The following is a 2,307-nucleotide window of genomic DNA, read 5'->3' on the forward strand; positions in this document are numbered from 1 at the left end:
CCCCCGCCCGCCCCGCCCGCAAGGGCCCGACCGGAACCGAACCGTGGAAATGCTGGGCAGACCAGCGGACACAACCTGCCCTCACCCGGCCACCCAACCCGAAACCGATCAAAAGACCACTCTCAAACCACCTCGGTGGATCAAGGCTTAGTGACACGGCGCGGGAGCAGCGCTCTCATCCTCTGCCAGCCCCGGCGTGGCTGCCACCCGCTGCGCCCGGACGGCGCCGCCTCCCGGGGGAGGGCGCGCCGTCCCGGCACTCTGCGCGGCGAGCCGGTCAGGGCCCGGCGTCCCGCCCGGCTACGACACGGGCGAGTCGGGTCGGCTGCGCCGGGTGGGGGCGGCCGCGGTCCGCTTCAAGATCACCGAGCCCGGAATCAGCGAGGCTTCGGAGCAGGGACGATCACGAGTGAGGATGTCCCCCGGGGCGTGTCCCAGGAACTGGTCGGCATCACGGCGCTGGGCGTCAGGTCGTCTGTACGACGGGATACGGCGGACGGCACATGCCCACCAGCCTGCCGGCCAGTTGTGTGGCCAGGAGTTCGATCGAGCCTTGCACGACGAATCTCAGCATGGCCGGCTTCATCGTGAAAGAGGCTGTTGACTCCCGAACGTTCGCATCCCGCCCCCAGAATGATGCGGCCGGCATCACGGCAATGGGCGACTCTCGGCGCTGTCGACGGCGGTCGCGCGAAGTGTCCAGCCTAGGCTCTGTGCGAGCCGGCGGTGCGCAATACGGAAAGCGGGGTGGCATGCTTGCCGTCACAGTCATCGCGGGAATTCTGTTCGTCTGGTCGCTTCTGGCGCACAGGCTTTCGCGATGGAGCGTCACCGCGCCCATCGCGATGATGGGGGCGGGCATCGCGCTCACCGCAGGATCACACCCCCCGCTCCATTTCGAGCTTGAGACGGCTGTTTTCGAGCACGCGGTCGAAGTCGTTCTGGCCCTGCTGCTGTTCGTGGACGCCATCGAGGTGCCCGGCGGGATCCTCGGACGCGAGAAGGGCCCCGTTCTCCGTCTGCTCGCCGGTGGCTTGCCGCTTACCCTGTGCGCCGCGTTCCTGACCGGTTTCCTCGTCTTTCCCGATCAGTCGGGGTGGCTGCTGGCGGTCCTGGCGACTGTCGTCGTGCCGCTGGACTTGGCCCCCACCGCGGCCGTCGTCCGTGACCGCAGAATTCCGGCCCGGCTACGGGAGACTCTCAATGTCGAAGGAGGTCTCAACGACGGCATTGTCTCGCCGGTCTTTCTCCTCTGCATCGCCGTGGCCGTCGAATCGCATGGCGCGTATGCCGACTACGGTGAGGCACTGCTGGAGGCGGTTGAGGCGGCCGGGTGGGCCCTCGCCACCGGTCTTGCCATCGGCTGGGCGGCCGGCTGGCTGATGCGCCGGTCGTGGTCGCGTGGGTGGACCGAGTCATCGGCGATGAGGCTCGGAGTCCTTGCCGTGCCTGTGGCGGCGTACACGTTCTCCAGTGCCGTGGGAGGAAATGGATTCGTTGCCTCCTTCGTGGCCGGTGTGATTTTCGGCCCGTCGGTGCGGCGGCTTCCCGAGACCGCGGTGGAGTTGACCGATGATGTGGTCATCCTCCTCAGCCTCGCGCTGTGGTTTCTTTTCGGACAGATCGTCAATGACGCCTTCCGGGAGGGTTTTCGGGCTTCGATGATCCTCTACGCATTGCTCGCCGTCACCCTGATCCGCATGCTTCCCGTTCTGATCGTGCTGACGGGGACGGGGATGACTCCGGCGGACAAACTGTTCCTGGGCTGGATGGGTCCGAGAGGTGTGACGTCCATCGTGTTCGGATCTCTTGCGGTCATCGAGCTCCCAGACGCGAGCGCGGACTTCATCGCCCGCGTCATGGTGATGACCGTGATGCTCAGCATCGTGCTCCACGGACTGAGCGCCGAGCCGATTGCCTGCCTCTACGCCCGGCGTGCCACCCCTCGGCCGACGGGAGGCCCACCAGCGACGGTGGAGTGATTCTTCTGGGTCCCGACAGCCCGTGCCCGCCCGCGAAGCCCAGGCGTGACCGGAGACGTTGGAACCCCGTGAGGTCCGCTCCATCAACGACCTGCGCTTCATCCAGCTCGAGGCTTTCGATGCGGACGCGGCGCTAGGAGCGTGTCCCGGTAATCGGCAACCCGCTTGCGGTTCGTGATCTTTCATGCGGGATGATCTCGGTATGCGTGATCGGGATGGGCTGTTCGAGGTCGAGCCGGGTGAGAAGAAGCAGCCGCAGGGTCGTCCGGCGGCGGTGGACAAGACGTTCCGGGCGTTCGACCCGCACCAGGTCCTGCTGCTGCCG

At 66.9% G+C, this 2,307-nt stretch carries 1 protein-coding gene; it reads left to right on the forward strand.

Annotated features, from left to right (window positions below; translation table 11 throughout):
- Positions 1–752 precede the first annotated feature (752 nt).
- Positions 753–1,982, forward strand: coding sequence for a cation:proton antiporter (locus ACFV9O_RS40115; protein WP_385427980.1), 1,230 nt, complete (start codon positions 753–755; stop codon positions 1,980–1,982).
- Positions 1,983–2,307: the final 325 nt, after the last annotated feature.

Source organism: Streptomyces sp. NPDC059909 (genome assembly GCF_042730885.1).
Lineage (GTDB): Bacteria > Actinomycetota > Actinomycetes > Streptomycetales > Streptomycetaceae > Streptomyces.

What these genes read in the sequence shown, in the direction of transcription:
- ACFV9O_RS40115 (WP_385427980.1), top strand. Translation starts at nt 753, where the DNA reads ATGCTTGCCGTCACAGTCATCGCGGGAATTCTGTTCGTCTGGTCGCTT.